Source organism: Streptomyces europaeiscabiei, from assembly GCF_001550375.1.
GTDB classification, from domain to species: domain Bacteria; phylum Actinomycetota; class Actinomycetes; order Streptomycetales; family Streptomycetaceae; genus Streptomyces; species Streptomyces europaeiscabiei.
The window spans coordinates 17670-33331 of sequence record NZ_LRTR01000795.1; the positions used below are offsets into that span (position 1 = coordinate 17670).

The following is a 15662-nucleotide window of genomic DNA, read 5'->3' on the forward strand; positions in this document are numbered from 1 at the left end:
CGGGCACTCATGGTGTGCGTTCGTCGATCAGCCGGAGCAGCTTTCCCGTCCGGGAGTTGACGACGAGCCCGGCGGCAGGAACGCACTCCACCGTCAGCGGGTTGATCAGTCCGGCCTCTACGTGCTCCGCGAACATCGGGCGGATCTCGTCGAGCCGGCTCGCGACGGCCTTGCCCACGGTGTCCGGATCGCCGAGATCGCCCGCGATGCGCACCACCAGCTCGTCCCGGGTGTCCTTGCGGCGTTGCACCACCTGCATGCCGACAAGGGGCCGGCCGGCCGCCACGTGTTGCACCACGGCGCGCAGATCCTCCAGGTACACGGTGATCGGCCCGACCCGGGCGCCCTCGTCGGAGCGGCCCAACAGCCGGAACAGCCCCTCCTGGCGGTCCACCCAGGCGCCGCGGTCCCCGGTGGGGTACCGGATCACGGGCATCAGCCGGCGGGCCAGATCGGTCACGACCAGCCGTCCGGGCCGGCCCGGTTCCCTGACGGGCTCGCCGGTGTCGTCGTCGACGATCTCCATCACGGTCTGCGGCCGGTGGATGCGGTGGACCCGGGGATCGGGATCGTCGGCCACGGGTGCTCCGAGCATGCCGCCGTCCACGCTGCCGTAACCCATCGAGCGGATAAGGGCGTTGGGGAACGCCGTTTCGAGGAGCGGGCGTTGGTCCTCGTAGAAGGACTCGCCGCCGAACATCACGACGTGGACGTCGGGTGCGGGACGGCCCGACTCGGCCAGCTGGGCGGCGAGTTGGCAGATCGTGGTCGGCGGCCCCAGCAGTGCGGTGGCGGCGAACTCGTGGATGACGTGTGCCGTGTACTCCAGCGGGGCGGATGCGATGGGCAGGTGCACGTTCGGTACCGAGGACTCCTGCAGACACAGCACGTTGAACAGAAAGCTGGCGTACAGCTCTCCGGCGTAGAAGAGGTTGGCGATCCGGTCGCCGGGGCGCAGTCCGGCCTGCTCGAAGCCGTTGCCCTGCAGCCTGCTCATGCCCAGCAGCTCCTGCCGGGTATAAACGGAGAGCTTGGGCTCGGTGGTGGTGCCGCCGGACTTGAAGACGATGCCGTCGGTGAGCGGGCCGGTGAGCACCCGGCTGTCGTGGGCGGTGTTGGCCCCCCAGAAGGACTCGTGATTCAGGACGGGCAGGTCCTCCAGGACGACGGGGCCGGCCGGCACCTGGGCGTACAGGTCGCGGTAGTAGGGCGAGTGCTGACGGACGAAGGCGACAAGTTCGGTGAGGGCGTCGGCGTAATACTCGGACTCGGACTCGGACTCGGACACGGTGGAGCCTCCTTGGTTCGCGGCGAAGGGAGGGGAGGGTGGGGAAGGGAGACCGGAGCGTCTCAGCCGTCGTCCTCGGTCAGTCCGAGGCCGAGGTCCGCCACGTGGTAGATGCGGGTGCCGTCGGCCCACAGCCAGGCTTCGGCGACGGCGTAGGGACCGCGTTCGGTCTCGCCGGTCTCGGTCACCTCCACTTCGACGGTGATCGTCTTGTTGCGCGGGGTCACCTGGCCCCGGTACTTCCAGGTGACGGGCCGCCCGGTGAGCACCGGTTCGAAGCGCGGGCGGCACAGACCGTCGCCCAGGCCGCTCTCCACGGCGTAGAACTGGAGGAGCTGGTACATGGCCTGCACGCCCAGCGATCCCGGCTGGACCGGGTCCTGGAAGAAGTGGGCCTTGAAGAACCAGTCATCGGCGTCCACGTCCTTCTCCGCCCGCAGCCGCCCGAGCCCGGCTCGTCCGCCGTCCGGCCACCAGCCGGTCACACGGTCGAGCATCAGCAGCATCGGCCCCGGCAGGTGGAGCGGGCCGTCGAAGAACTTCGCGGGCCGCGGGCCGAGCTCGACACGGAGGTCGCACGGCCGCTCCAGAGCGCGCCGTTCGTCGTCGGTCGGCGGCAGCCCGATCTGGTTCTCGAACGCGGCCGGGGGGAAGAAGCCGAACACGGTGGTGAGCGAGAACACGGGCTCGCCGTCGGCGAAGCACTCCACTCCGAACGTCTCGATGATCATGTCGCCGCTGTGCGCGATGTCGAGCAGCCGGGTCCGGGTGCGCAGCACCCGGGTGCCGGGCCGGATCTCCCGCAGCACCGTTCCGGTGCCGTCGAGGTTGCGGAACAACAGGTCCTCGTCGTGACCGAGGGCGCTGCCGACGTACGAGGCCAGCCAGCCGCTGGCCTGCAGGACGACCTCCATGAGCACCCCGAACGGCATGACGGGGAAGCCGTTCTGCTCGAAGTACCAGACCTCGTCCGGCACGTCGTACTCCACCTCCACCGCGCTGCCGGCCTGCGGTACCCAGGCGGGGCCTTCCACGGCGACGGCTCGGCTCATGAAGTGGAACGGCGGCCCCGGCAGCCGCGCCAGCCGGCGGGCGCTGTCGAACGGGGCGTAGGCGGCACCGAAGGCCTCGCTCGGTTTGCCCCACGCGCAGGCGAGCATCGAGGCGTAGTCGTAGCGGAAGCCCTGGACCTCGGCGATCTCCGTCGTCGGCTCGTGATGGCCCGCGAGACCGGCGAGTGCGCGGTGCGGGACGGGTGCGCCGGTCGGCTGGACCGCGGCGGGCCCCAGCTGCCGCCAGTGGGTCAGCGGCCAGTCCGGGACGAGCCGCAGCCGGACGCCGCGCGCGTGGAAGGCCTTGACCCCGTCGACGGTGCACAGCACGTCCGCCACCAGCTCTGGTTCGGGTCCGGCGGACATCCCCGACACGAACACCTCATACGTCAACTGCGAGCTGTCGGGCGTCACTTGCCCTCGGCAGAGCATCGGCACCGGGCTGCCGGGGGCCGGTTCGAAGCGCCAGCCGTCGTGGTCGACGGTGCAGCCGAGGGCGGCGAGGTGGAACGCCATGGCCTGAAGACAGCCCTCGAACATGAGGGTGCCGGGCATGCACGGGTCCTCGGGGAAGTGCCCCTCGAAGAACCAGTCGTCGGGTGAGACCGGGGTGACGGCCCGCAGGTAGCCGCGGCCCCAGGGGCCGCCGATAGGGTCGAACTCCGTTACCTCGTGCAGGAGTTGCATCCGCCCCTCGCCGGTCCGGGGCGAGCGGATATGGGTGCGGGTGAGTTCCCAGCCGGCGCCGAAGCAGTCGACGGGCCGGCCCTCGGTGAACGCTCGCACCGCGCCGGGCCCGAAGGAACGCACCGTGGAGCTGACGCTGACGGGCGGCGGGTCGAACGGCAGGGCGGGATCGGGGGTCTCGGTCTGCGGATCCCACAACACGCCGCCGGTGCGGGCGAGTTCCTCGTCGGTGAAGAAGCCCGCCTGGCCGCCCCGCATGCTCAGCCGGAGTTCGTCCCCGACATAGCAGTCGTAGTGGAAGAAGAACAGCCGGATGCCGCCGTGCTCGCCGTGGCCGTCGATATGGATCTCGTAGCGGAGGGTCTCGCCCGGGAGCGGCGGGCTGCCGTGGTAGGTCAGTTCGCAGCCGAGGAGACGGTAGACGCGTTCACCGCGGTTGAGGAGATCCACACCGAGCCAGCTGATCAACAGCAGGTCGGCCTGGCCGGCCTCGACCATGATCCCGGCGGGCATGCGTCCGCACGGGTCGAGATACCAGCTGTCGAGCCGTACGTCGGTCTCGGTGCGGATGGTGCCGGTGCCCATGGACCCCGGTTCGGCGTCGATCCCCGTGACCCGGTCCGCGAGCAGCATCGGCGGCGCGGGCATCCGGGTCTGGCGCCGGTACTGGTCCTGCGGGGCGAACAAGGGGCCGAACAGGGCGGATACCGGGCCGGTGGCGAGACGTTCCAGGTCGGCGCGGGTGAAGACGGGGCCGTGGGGCCCGTCGGCCGCTGCGGGGGCCTTGGTAGCCACGGGGGCCTGGGGAACTGCGCAGGCCTGGGTGGCTGCGGGGGCTTCCGTGGCCGCGGGCGTCACCACTGGCGGAGGAGGCGGCATCGGGAGCGGCGGCGAGCCGACGGCGTTCAGATGAGCCGCCAGGAGATGTGCCGCCGCCCGCTGACGTGTCGCCAGGAACTCCTCGTGCACCCGGGCCTGGACGGCGAGGAAGTGACGGTGGGCGGAAATGGCGTGGTGCTGTGCCGCCATGACGGCAGTCATGGCGGGGTGGTGCGTGCGGGTGCCGGAGGCCGGGGTGGCATGGAACCGCGGAGCGGGGGTCCGAGCCGGGGCGGGCGCCAAAGCGGCGGCTGCCGGTGAGGGGAGCGGCACCCGGGCCCGATCCCCAACTACCTCTGGAGGAGCGGGTGTTGTCGCACCCCGAGCCACAACCGGGACCGCGCCGGGCTCCGGCGTTCCCGGCAGCCGGGGTGCCCTCTGCATCACCTCGTGGGACGGTGGCGTGTCGGGATCGGGCAGTCGTATCGCCGGTGGATGCGCGGGCAGGGTCAGCCGGCGGCCCGCGGGACGGGGCTCGGGCCGGGCCGCGGCCAGCCGGTCGCACAGGGCGTCGGTGTCGGCCTCCACTCCCGCCGCCACCAACTCCACTGTGGCTCGCAGCAGTTGGCCGTTGCCCCGGCCCGCGGGAGCGTCCAGGGACACCGCGACGTGCTCGCGGTCCCCCAGGACCCGCCTGATCCATGCCGCGCAGTGGCTGCGGGGACCGTGTTCGACGAAAACCCGGACACCGTCCTCCCAGGCCTGTTCGACGGTACGGCCGAAGTCGATCGGCCCCAGGGCCTGTTCCGTCAGGGCGTCGGCCGCCGCGTCGGCGCTCGCGCGGTACCAGCGGCCGGTGGAGCAGGTGTAGAAACGCACCCCCACGTCCGTGGTGGGCAGATGGTGCATACGCCACCAGGTGTCCCGGATCTCCGCCAACTCCGGTACGTGTGCGGCGACTTGGTAGGGAATGTGCAGCGCCTGGGTGGTGCCGAGGCGGTCCAGGACCCGCAGACAGCCGTTCGCCTCGCCGCCGAACACACACGAGTCGGGGGTGTTGACGACCATCAGGTGAACCCCCGGCTCGTCCCCGATGGCGGCCCGCACTCGTTCGACTGGCTCCTCCACCTGGTAACTCGCCCAGGTGGTGCCCTCGACACCCAGCTTCCGCCAGGCGCGGCGCGGCACCTTCAGCTCGCCGACCACACCGTCCGCGAAGAGCTCCGCCCGCCAGGCCTGCGCGGACAGGCCCGTGACGTCCGGCCACGCGCCCAGCGACGCCAGCGCGCTGGACTCGCCCGAGGAGTAGCCCAGCGAGGCATGTGGTTCGATCCGCAGCAGCGTACGAGTGATCCGGGCGTGCAACTGGCCGAGTACGGACGCTCCCCAGATCTGGTCCAGTGCGTGCCCCGGCCGTGACTGCTCGCCCTCGTGGGCCCAGCCCACCAGCCCGTGCAGCGGACCGCTGCGCTCCTCGACGGCGGCGAGCAGGTCGGGGAAGGCCAGCATGAGGTCGGCGCCCATACCCGCGTACGCCATCGAGCCCCCGGAGAAGACGAAGGCCACCTCGCCTCCCACGGGCCGGTCGCGGAAGGCCGTGAAATCAGGCCGCGCGTCGCCGCGCTCCCCGGCGAGCCATCTCCGCGCCGACTCGCTACGGTCGGCGAGATCCTCGGGGCCGACGGCGGCCAGCGCCAGCCGGGCCGGGCCGTCCGCCGACTCACGCCCCTCGGCGAGCGCCCGTACGACCTCGGCGCGGCTGTCTCCCGAGAACACATGGACACGGCGCGGGAGTTCGGTGAGGTACGGGGCCCGGTCGGCGGCGCGCAGCCGTACCTGTCGGGCAGGCCCACCCAGCGGTTCCACCCCGGCGACGGCGATCCGCGGGCGCAGTGCGGGCCGGGCAGGGGCACCGGCCCGCGGAACGGCCCGGTGGTGCAGGGCCAGCGCAGCGGACACCACGGCGAGCAGCCCGCTCGCGGCGTGCGCACGGCCGAACAGATCTGCCGGGTCGAAGTGATCCGGTGTGACGTCCGGCTGCGTGCGGTCCCCGACGGTCCACCGCCGCGCAACGGCATCCTCCCCGCCTTGCGACCCGCCCCGACCCCGGCTCTGGTCCCGGTCCTCGCCCTGGTGCTGGTCCCGGCCCTGGCCGTGACGCTGGTCCTGGCCCCGGTCCGCAGGCGGTGGCGAGTCCGTCGGCTCCGGGTCCAGCAGCGCGAGAACGGTGTCGGCGGCGGCGCGGGCGTCGGCGAGTCGCTTGAGCACCAGCACGACAGCCGCGTCTCCCGTCCGGTCGTCCCGGCCGAGTCGGGAGAGGGCCGCCTGATGGACGGGCTCGTGCGAGAGGTCCACCGCGCCGACCAGCACGGCGTCGGCGTCACCCGCGCGCAGCGCACGCGTGCCGACCTCGAGCGCCGCCAGACCTGAGACCTCCTCTGCGCTGATCGTGAACCCGGGCCCGGACAGGTCGAGTTGGGCGCTGATCCGGTTCGCGACCACATTGGGCATGGTCCCCACGACCGCGGACGCGGACTGGGCCGTCTGGACGACGTCCCGCAACTCGCGTACGCGATCGAGGTCAGCGGCCCCGTCTCCGACTCCGGTCCCGGCCCCTGCTCCCACTCCGGTCCCGGTCTCGGATCCGGCTCCGGCTCCGGTCTCGTATCCTGCTCCGGTCACGTTTGCCTTCTCGGCCAGCAGTTCCGGGATCCGCCAACGGGTGATGTACCGGGCCACTTCGGGATCGCAGCCCATGCCGATGAGCACCATGGTCCGGTCGCCGGGCAGGGTCGTGCGGTCCGCGGCCTCGCGTGCCGCCTCAAGGACCAGGAGCTGCTGGGCGTGGGTGCGTTCCAGGTCCAGCGGCGGGAACCGCAACCCGTCCAGGGCCACTTCCACGGTCTCCCGGGCGGCGTCCCGGCGCTCCCCGCGCAACAGTGCCTCGCGCAGATCACGCAGATCCCGGCCGTCACCGACCCGCGCGCCGATGGCGACGACGGCGACCGGTTCGGGCGTCCGCACGGTGCGCGGCGGCGGGGGGAGCGCCGGGGCTCCGGAGCCGTCGCCGGTCCACGCGTCGACGATCAGGTGGGCGTTGTTGCCGCCGAAGCCGAACGCACTGACCGCCGCGCGGCGCGGCCCCGTCCATTCCTCGGGTTCCTGCAGCAGCCGCAGCGGAGTCCCAAAGAGCGCCGCGAGGGGCTCGTCCGCGCCGACCGTCGGCGGGCGGATCCCGGCGCGCAGCGCGCCCAGCGTCTTCAGCAGCCCGGCAGCGCCGGCGGCGGTGATCAGATGGCCCACATTGGACTTGGCCGAACCCGTCGGCAGATCCGCCGCGTCGGAGAACACCCGCGCCGCACTGCGTACTTCGACCGCGTCACCGACGGGCGTACCGGTGGCGTGGCATTCGAGCAGGCCGACGCTCTCCGGGGCGACGCCCGCCGCCTCGTAGGCCTGCCGCATCGCCCGTACCTGGCCGTCCTCCGACGGGACCAGCAGCCCGCTGCCCCGGCCGTCGTTGGACAGGCCCACCCCGCGGATCACCCCGAAGACGGGCGCACCGGCGGCGAGGGCGTCGTCGAGACGCATCAGGGCGACGAAGCCCGCGCCCTCGCCGGGCACGAGACCGTCGGCGTCCCGGTGGAAGGGCCGGCTCGACCCGCTGCGGCTCATCGCCGCCAGGCTGCAGAAGCTCACCTGGAGAAAGAGGTCGTCCGCGCGGTTCACCCCGCCCGCCACCATCAGGTCGGCCCGGCGCTCCTGCAGCTTCCGGCAGGCGAGTCCGATCGCGTAGAGCGCGGAGGCGCAGGCCGCGTCGAGGGCGAACCCGCCGAGTCCCAGGCCGAGTTCACGGGCGGCGAGCTGGACGGGCAGACCGGACATGAAGCGGTTGCGGGGGTCCGGCGGCGGGCCTCCCGACGCCAGATACTGGTCGCGCAGCCAGATGTGTTCGGCGTAGGACGCCATGCCGGTGGTGGGGAACGACAGGTTGCCCAGCACCAGTCCCGCGTTGTGCAGCAGCCGTTCCTGGCCTGCCTCCCGCAGCGCGGCGGCGGCGCCGTGCCACGTCCAGTGGAAGACGGGGTCCAGCGACGGGTCCAGCGGACCGGAGGCGGTGAAGTCCGTGACATAGCCGGCGGTCCGGCTCCAGGTCCGGTCCGTGCAGTCGGCCGGATCGCCGAGCGCCCAGGCGTCGGACAGACGCCGGCGGTCCGCCGGGGTGTCCCGCAGACTGACCCGGCCCGCGAGGACGTTGTCCCAGAAGGTGTCCGGGTCGGGGGCGTCCGGCATGACGCAGCCGCGTCCCACGACAGCGATCGGTTCGAAGCGCATGACCTCGTTCACCTCCGGCCCGGCGTCCCGGCGGGGGCCGGGCGCGTTCGTACGGAACGGTCGCCGCCGGCGGCGGAACCGGAACGGGAAGCGGTGGTGACCTGGGCGGAGTCCGGGGCCTCAGCCGGGGCGGGGGCCCGGGTCGGAGAGTCCGGGCGGCGGACGAGGGTCACCCCGAGCAGTTCCGTGTGCGCCGATCCGTCCGGTCCCAACAGGGCTACGTCACAGGAGACATCGAGGTCCTGTGCCGCGCCCCGGGCGAGCACCACACACCGCGCGCCCTCACCCACCGGGCCCCGGCCCGTGGTCCGGACCTCCACCGCGCCCATCGGCAGGAATGCTCCGTCGTGCGCGTACTCGGCCCACTTCAGCGCGAGTTGGAGACCCGCGTCGACCGCGGCGGGATCGGTGAGCCAGCCCTCGCCGGGCCACTCCAGTTCACGTACGCCGCGTACGACAGCGGCGGCGCCCGTCGCGGAGATCCCCTCCAGGGCGGTGATCGCGTGGAACGCCGGGCCGTGGAACAGCACATGGCCGTCGTAGATCTCCTGGTCCGGGGGGCTGCCGAGATCCCCCGCGTCGTACCGGACCGACTCGGTGAACGGCCGGTCCGCTTCCGACAGGACCTCGACCGCCGCCCGGTAGTGCGGCAACGGAGCACCGCTGGTGAGTTCCAGGACGAGTCGCGACGACACGGGGTCCCCGGACGGATCCGCCAGGCCCCGGACCCTGAGCCGTTGCCCCTGCCCCTGCCCCTGCCCCTGCCCCTGCCCCTGCCCCTGTCCGTGTCCCTGTCCGTGTCCCTGCTCCGAGGACGTGTCCGGTTCGGCGAGGCTGATCCGGCTGAGTACCTCCAGGTCACGCAGGACGAAGCCCGGTGCGTCGGGACGCCAGGCCCGGGCGGCGCCCAGGAACCACTCCATGACCAGCGCCATCGGCACCACGGGGGTCGCGGCGACGCTGTGGTCCGCCAGATACGGGTGGGAGCCGAGCCCGACCTCGATGTCCCCGGACACGACTTTTGCCGGGGGCGCGCCCAGTGACGCGGAGACGTCCGCGTCCCCGGCGGTCAGGGTGACCCGCACCCGCGCGGGATCGGGTTCGGCGTGCAGTTCCCGGAGCAGAGCCCGGGCGCCGGCGTCCGTGGGGATCAGCGGCACGCCCTGGTCACGGAAGTGCTTCCGCAGCTCCGGTCCCACCATGCCGCCGTCCCAGGGGCCCCAGGCGATGGACTTCACCAGGCAGTCCGGACGGTTCACTGCGACGGTGGACGCGACCTGTGCCAGGACCTCGTTCGCCATGGCGTAGTCGGCCTGGCCGGTGTTGCCGAAGCGACCCGCCACGGAGGAGAACACACACACCAGGTCGAGCGGATCGTCCGCCGTCGCCGCGAGCAGCGCCCGCAGCCCTTCCACCTTGGTGTCGAAAACGTCCGCGAACTGCGCGTCGGTCTTGTCGGCCAGTCGGCTGTCCGCGAGGACGCCCGCTCCGTGGACGATGCCGCTGATGGGCCCGAACTCCTCGCGCGCCGTGTCGAGAGCGCGGTGCAGTGCCTGCGGGTCGCGGGTGTCCACGGACAGATAGCGCACCCGGGAGCCGGTCGCCTCGATGGCGTCGAGGGTCGCCCGGATCTCGCGGACCGCCAGCACCCGGGCAGCCGCGCCCGCCAGCTCCGCCGGAGACGGAACCGTGCCGCCCTGCCGGCGGGCCTGGGCGACGAGCAGCCCCTTGAGCTGCCTCTCGTCCGTGGCCTCGGCCAACCCGGCCGGCTCGTCGGTCAGTTCGGTGCGGCCGAGAAGGACGATGGACGGCAGATGAGCCTCGGCCAGGGCGCGCAGCGTCACCGCCGTCACCCCGCGGGCACCGCCGGTCGCGACGATCACGGAGTCCGGGCTCAGCGATCCGACTTGTTCCCCTGTTGCCTCGGCCGGCCCAGCGGGCTCGACCCTGTCCCGCAGCGCCCAGCGGGTGCCGTCGGCGCGCAGTCCGATGTCACCGGCCGAACCGCCGCGCAGCAGTTCGGTGGCGAGCACCTCGGCGAGGGCGTCGGCGTCGCGGTCACCGCGCTCGCAGTCGACGGCCTTGACCCGCGCGTCGGGCCACTCCTTCGCGGCGCTCCTGGCAAGCCCGGCCGCTCCGCCGAGCCAGGCCCGTTCACCCTGGCCGCCACCGAGGCCGAAGTCGCCTCCGGTGTCCTGGACGGTGACGAACACCCCGCCCCGCCGGGCCAGTTGCCGGGCCACGGAACGCGCCGCACCGAAGATCTCCCGGTTCACGGAGGTCGCCGCCTCGGCGGAGGTGACGGGGCGCAGACCGGTGAGCAGCACCACGCCGCCGCCCTCCGCGTCGGCCACATCGGCCGCATCGGCCAACAGGGCCTCCGTCACGACCGCGGCCCGGACACCGCGTTCCCCCAGCCGGTCCACCACCCGCCGGGCTACACCGGTCCCCTCGTCGGTGACGAGGACCGGCCCGTCTCGCAGTCCCGCCAACTCCATCCCCGGGAGCGGCGCGGCCACCATCACACTGACGGCCCGTGCCAACGGGCGCGACGGCGGAGCCTGTTCCAGCGGGGCCTGTTCCTCGACCGGCCGGGGCGGCGGCGCGGACAGAGCGACCGGCGCCACGCCCGACTCGGCTTCACGAAGCTTGTCGGTGATCTGCTGGAGGGTGCGCAGGGGGGCGAGTTCATGGGCATCGACCCGGGCGAGTGCCGGCACACGGTCCCGGAGGACGGAGAGGATCTGGACGCGTTTGATGGAGTCGATGCCGAGATCCGTCTCCAGCTCCATCCGGAACTCCAGGATGTCGGCGGGGAACCCTGTCTTCTCGGCGACCACTTCCATCAGCAGTGCACCCACGGCCAGACCCGGGGCGACCGGGACTGAGGCCGCGGCGGACGTGGCTGCGGGACTGTCGGACTGCTGCGCTTCACGAAGCTTGTCGGTGATCTGCTGGAGGGTGCGCAAGGGGGCGAGTTCATGGGCATCGACCCGGGCGAGTGCCGGCACACGGTCCCGGAGGACGGAGAGGATCTGGACGCGTTTGATGGAGTCGATGCCGAGATCCGTCTCCAGCTCCATCCGGAACTCCAGGATGTCGGCGGGGAACCCTGTCTTCTCGGCGACCACTTCCATCAGCAGCGCACCCACGTCCAGACCCGGGGCGACGGGAGCGGTCTCCGTCGTCGTGGTGAGTGTTGGCGTTGCCGCCGTTTCGGCCTGTGGTGGCACCGGCGGCGGTGTGAACACAGCTGCGGATAGCGGCAGTTGGGGTGACGGCGGGATCAGGGGATCCTGGGCCGGAAGCGGGGGGCCACCGGCCGTGCCGAGTGACGACGTCTCCAGCGTCCGCAGGAACTGCACATGGCTCTCCGCCATGGTCCGCTGGAACTCCGCGTGCGCTTCCGCCGCTTGACGCTGGGTCTCCTGGAAGGCCGACAGCCAGGGGTCGGCCGTAGCCGCTCCGACGGGTGACGCCTGCGGCGCGAACCCGGAGTCCGTCACCGCCTCGGCCTGCGCTGCCACTGGGGCGGGGACGGGGACGGGCCGGGGCAGTGCCTCCGCTCCCCCGGGTGGCGGGTAGAGCGCGCCGTGGTTGGCGCCGGAGATCGGCACGGCCATCCGGGGCCGGGGCATGGATGAGGACCGGGCCTGGGACCGGGCCGGGGGGCGTGAACTCCCGTCGTTCCTCTCGTGCGCCTCCGACGCCCGGCCCTCCGTCCACAGCGCGTCCAGGTCCACCGCGACACCGGACACCGCCAGGGTGCCCAAGGCCTGCTGGAGCGCCGTGACGCCGTGGACGCCCCGGCGGTCCAGGCTGAGGGCCAGGTGTTCCCGGCCGTCGAGGATCTCCCCGGTCAGCCCGGTCAGTGTGGATCCCGCCCCGACCTCGACGAACGTGCGTACCCCCGACTGGTACATCGCCTCGACACCGGCGACGAACCGTACCGGTGACAGCAGATGCCCGGCGACCCGCTCCCGGATCAGCGCGGGGTCCTCCGGGTACGGTTCCGCGTCGGCGTTGCCGTACACGTCGAGCTTCGGCGCCCGTAGGTCCAGGTCGTCCAGGAACTCGGTGAACGGCTCGACCGCACCGGCCATCAGCGGAGTGTGGAAGGCGCCCGACGCCCGCAGCCGCCGGACCGGGACACCCTGCGCCCCGAGCCGGCGTTCCAACTGGTCCACGGCGTCGGCCCGTCCGGACAGCACGACCTGGCCCGGAGCGTTGTCGTTCGCGGCCCACACCGCGTCCTCGAAGCCGTCGAGCAGCGTGGCGACGTCCTCGCGCGAAACCCCCATTACCGCGAGCATGGCGCCCGGCTCCGTACCCGCGTCACGCATCAACTCGCCGCGCCTACGGGCCAGTCGCAGCAGCACCTGCTCGTCGAGGACTCCGGCGGCGTGCAGCGCGACCAGCTCACCGAAGCTGTGACCGGCGACGCAGTCGGGCTCGACGCCCGCCGCACGCAGTACGCCGAGCAGTGCGACGCTCTGCACGGCGAGCGCCGGCTGGGCCCACTCGGTGCGGGTGAGCAGGTCCTGTTGGGCGGCGCGGCTCTCCTCGGTGAAGGCGGGAACCGGGAACACCACCCGGTGCAGAAGGAGTTCGGCGTCGGGTTCGTGCCCGGCCGCCCGGTCCCAGGCCTCCCGGGCCCCGGGAAGATGCATGGCGAGGTCGGCGCCCATACCCGTGTACTGGCTGCCCTGCCCGGAGAAGAGGAAGGCCGTCCGGCCGGGCGCGGCGGGTCCGGTGCGGTAGGTGACACCGTCCGGCGTGGTCAACGGGCGGTCGGGATCGCGGCGGATCAGCGTGCCCAGCGACTCCAGCCGCTTCGCGAGCCGCTCGGGACCCGCGGCGGTCAGGGCGAGCCGGTACGGATCGGACGGACGGAAGGCCCGCTGCGCCGCCAACGCCGCTCCGGCCCATGTGCCGTCCGTGGTCTCGTTCGCCAACCTCCGCGCCCGCGTAAGGAGTTCCTCCGCCGAGGACGCTCCGAAGACAAGCAGTTCGGTGGGCACCGTCCGGGCCGGGGGAACGGGACGGGACCGCACCCCTGGCGCGGGAACGTACTCCTCCAGCGTGAGATGGAAGTTGGTGCCACCGAACCCGAAGCTCGACACGGAGGCGCGCCGGGGCTGCGACGCGTCCTTCACCCAGGGGCGGGCCTCGGTGTTCAGATACAGCGGGCTGTTCTCCAACTCCAGTGCGGGGTTGGGCCGTTCCACCTTGATCGTGGGCGGCAGGACCTTGTGCCGGAGCGCCATCACGGCCTTGAGCAGCCCGGCCGCGCCCGCGGCCGACTTGGTGTGCCCGATCTGCGACTTCACCGAACCCAGCGCACACCACTGGTCGTCCGTACGGCCCGACTCCTGGAACACGGTGCGCAAGGCGGTGAACTCGGCGGCGTCACCGGCCGTGGTCCCGGTGCCGTGCGCCTCGACCAGTTCGACGGTTTCGGGGCCGTACCCGGCGGACACATAGGCGCGCCGCAGCGCACGCGCCTGTCCCGCGGGTACGGGCGTGTAGATGGCGCTTCCCCGGCCGTCGGAGGAACTGCCGATCCCGCGCAGCACGGCATGGATCCGGTCCCCGTCGCGTTCCGCGTCGTCGAGCCGCTTCAGCGCGAACATCACCAGCGCCTCGCCGAGCATCGTGCCGTCGGCGGCGTCGGAGAACGGTCGGCAGTCCCCGGAGCGCGACAGGGCCGGGGTCTTGCTGAAGCACATGTACATCAGGATGTCGTTGAGGGTGTCGACGCCCCCTGTGATCATCAAGTCCGCCGTGCCGACGGCGAGTTCGTTGGCGGCGGCGGTCACCGCGGCGAGCGAACTGCCGCAGGCGGCGTCCGTGGTGTAGTTGGAGCCGTGCAGGTCGAAGCGGCTGGCGATCCGCCCGGCGACGACATTGCTGAGCACCCCGGGGAAGGACTCCTCCTGCCACGGCACGTAGTGATCGGCGATCAGGTCGCAGATCTCCTGGGCCCGCTCCTCCGGAATACCGCTCTCCCGCAGCGACTTCAGCCACACCGGACGCTGCATACGGTTGCTCATGGTGTGCAGGAGCTCCAGCGCGGCCGTACCCAGGATGACCCCGGTCCGCTCCCCGTCGAACCGCTCGGCTCCACTCAACCCCGCGTCGGCCAGCACCCGTTCGGCAACCGAGAGGGCGAGCAGCTGGGTGGTGTCGGTGGCGGGCAGCGCGTTGGGCGGGATGCCGTACGCCGACGGGTCGAAGTCGATCGCGGGAAGGAACGCGCCGCGCCGGGCGTAGGTCCGGTCCGGCGCGGACGGATCGGGATCGTAGTAGTCCTCGATGAGCCAATGGTCGGCGGGCACATCGGTGATCAGGTCCCGTCCGGTGAGAACGTTCCGCCAGAAGCCCTCGGCGTCAGCGGCACCGGGAGTCAGCGCGGCGGTACCAACGACGGCGATGGGAACGTGACGCGGGCGATTCGACCGGCCCGACCCGGCCGCCCCGGACGAGCCCGGCGGGGTGGAACCGGACGTCCCGGACGACGCGGACGGGGAGGAAGCGGTGGGGCCGGATGACGGGTTCGGTGCGGTCATGAGTGTTCTCCGTCTGCAGCATTGGGGGGATGCCGGGCGGTATGGAACGGCATGCGGGCGAAACGACGGTGTTCGTGTGCGGGGCGGGGCCGGGCTCCGGAGCCGACCCGCCTGCTCAGGAGGGGCGGGTCGGTGCGGCGGACTGCTGGATCCGGCGGCCCGGGCGGGTGGCCGGTGTGCGAGCCGGGGGGCTCAGGCCAGCGGCCGGGGCCGGTAGGCGAAGGCGGCGGTGGGCAACGGCACGCCGTGACTGCGCAGTTGCTGGGCGCGCGTGACCACGGCGGCTCCTTCGAGAAGGTTGAGCGCGATCTGGACCACGGAACGGTTCTCGGGCAGCGCGAGAAAACTGCCCCTCGTCCAGCGGTTGAAGGCACCCATCGCGGGGCCGCACCAGATCTGGTAGTCGGTGCGCCGGGCCGGCTCGCCGGTGATCGCCCAGCGGCTCGACTGCCCCAGATAGGAACGGAACAGCAACGCCATACGGTGCTTGGGATCCCGCTCCGCCCGGTCGAGCTGTCCCGGATCGCGGTCCTGCCAGTACTGGCGGGTACTGCTCCACAGCTCGGCGACGGTGCCGCCCAGCACGTCGCGCTCCAGCCGGCCGCGTACATCCTCGGGGATCGCTTCCAGCGACTCGCAGGTCCGGTACACCTCGTAGAGCTGGTGGGCCCGCGCGGGGAACATCGTGCCCCGGCGCAACACCTGCAGTTTGACGCCGAGTTCGAACATGTCGGACGCCGGCGCCATGGTGACGTCCGCGACGTCCGCCTGACCGAGCAGGCACTTGCCCTCGTCGGACAGCCCCGCCTCCAGGGCCACCTGGTTGACGGAGCCGGTGACCACGTACGCCGCGCCCATGGCGAACGCGGAGGCCAGCGCCTCCGGGGTGCCCAGGCCGCCGGCCGCGCCCAC

At 72.4% G+C, this 15662-nt stretch carries 4 protein-coding genes; all 4 read right to left on the minus strand.

Annotated features, from left to right (window positions below; all coding sequences use genetic code 11):
- Positions 1-7: 7 nt before the first annotated feature.
- Positions 8-1288 carry a phenylacetate--CoA ligase family protein gene (locus AWZ10_RS39125; RefSeq protein WP_060893413.1) on the minus strand — a complete coding sequence of 427 codons (1281 nt, stop codon included), beginning with the start codon at positions 1286-1288 and terminating at the stop codon, positions 8-10.
- A gap of 62 nt (positions 1289-1350) precedes the next feature.
- Positions 1351-8181: a type I polyketide synthase gene (locus tag AWZ10_RS39130; RefSeq protein WP_060893417.1), complete on the minus strand. Its 6831-nt coding sequence runs from the start codon at positions 8179-8181 to the stop codon at positions 1351-1353.
- An 8-nt stretch (positions 8182-8189) separates the two neighbouring features.
- Positions 8190-14750 carry a type I polyketide synthase gene (locus tag AWZ10_RS55360; protein ID WP_063809836.1) on the minus strand — a complete coding sequence of 2187 codons (6561 nt, stop codon included), beginning with the start codon at positions 14748-14750 and terminating at the stop codon, positions 8190-8192.
- Between the two features lie 192 nt (positions 14751-14942).
- Positions 14943-15662 (minus strand): beta/alpha barrel domain-containing protein (locus AWZ10_RS39140; RefSeq protein WP_482258130.1); only part of this gene is annotated, 720 nt, incomplete at its 5' end.

Excerpts from the sequence above, each read along its gene's own strand:
- AWZ10_RS55360 (WP_063809836.1), bottom strand. The coding sequence starts at position 14,750 with ATGACCGCACCGAACCCGTCATCCGGCCCCACCGCTTCCTCCCCGTCC.
- AWZ10_RS39130 (WP_060893417.1), bottom strand. The coding sequence starts at position 8,181 with ATGCGCTTCGAACCGATCGCTGTCGTGGGACGCGGCTGCGTCATGCCG.